The organism is Tabrizicola sp. YIM 78059 (assembly GCF_004959785.1).
Lineage (GTDB): Bacteria > Pseudomonadota > Alphaproteobacteria > Rhodobacterales > Rhodobacteraceae > Tabrizicola > Tabrizicola caldifontis.
Map to the genome: position 1 here is coordinate 1 of NZ_SJZH01000054.1, position 1,158 is coordinate 1,158.

Genomic DNA, 1,158 nt, shown 5'->3' on the forward strand with positions numbered 1-1,158 from the left:
ACGACGCCTGCGCCGACGGTGCGGCCGCCTTCGCGGATGGCGAAGCGCAGCTTCTCTTCCATCGCGATCGGGGCGATCAGCTCCACCTCGAACTTCAGGTTGTCGCCCGGCATCACCATCTCGGTGCCTTCCGGCAGCTTCACCGTGCCCGTCACGTCCGTCGTGCGGAAGTAGAACTGCGGACGGTAGTTCGCAAAGAACGGCGTGTGGCGACCGCCTTCCTCCTTGGTCAGGATGTAGGCTTCGGCCTCGAACTTGGTGTGCGGCTTCACCGAACCGGGCTTGCACAGCACCTGGCCGCGCTCCACCCCGTCACGGTCGATCCCGCGCAGCAGGGCGCCGATGTTGTCGCCCGCCTCGCCGCGGTCCAGAAGCTTGCGGAACATCTCGACGCCGGTACAGACCGACTTCTTCGTTTCCCGCAGACCCACGATCTCCACTTCGTCGCCGACGTTGATCACGCCACGCTCTACCCGGCCGGTCACAACCGTGCCGCGGCCCGAGATCGAGAACACGTCCTCGATCGGCATCAGGAACGGCTGGTCAACCGCGCGCGCAGGCGTCGGGATGTAGTCGTCAACCGCCTTCATCAGCGCCCGGATCGACTGCTCGCCGATCTCGGGGTTCTCGCCGATCATCGCCTGATGCGCCGAGCCCTTGATGATCGGAATCTCGTCGCCAGGATATTCATAGGACGACAGAAGCTCCCGAACTTCCATCTCCACCAGCTCCAGAAGCTCGGGGTCGTCCACAAGGTCGATCTTGTTCATGTACACGACCATGTAGGGAATCCCCACCTGACGGCCAAGCAGGATGTGCTCGCGCGTCTGCGGCATCGGCCCGTCCGAGGCCGCAACCACAAGGATCGCGCCGTCCATCTGCGCCGCACCCGTGATCATGTTCTTCACATAGTCGGCGTGGCCGGGGCAGTCCACGTGCGCATAGTGCCGCTTCTCGGTCTCGTACTCCACATGCGCCGTCGAGATCGTGATCCCCCGCGCACGCTCTTCCGGCGCCCCGTCGATCTGGTCGTAGGCCTTGAATTCACCGAAATACTTCGTGATCGCCGCCGTCAGCGTCGTCTTCCCATGGTCAACGTGACCAATGGTCCCGATGTTCACGTGCGGTTTCGTCCGTTCAAACTTTGCCTTCGCCATT

The 1,158-nt window shown here is 63.3% G+C and carries 1 protein-coding gene; it reads right to left on the reverse strand.

Annotated elements, in window-relative coordinates; translation table 11 throughout:
- The coding region (tuf, locus tag EZM81_RS17980) for an elongation factor Tu (protein ID WP_136646736.1) at window positions 1–1,157 on the reverse strand (1,157 nt) is incomplete at its 3' end.
- Window position 1,158 lies beyond the last annotated feature (1 nt).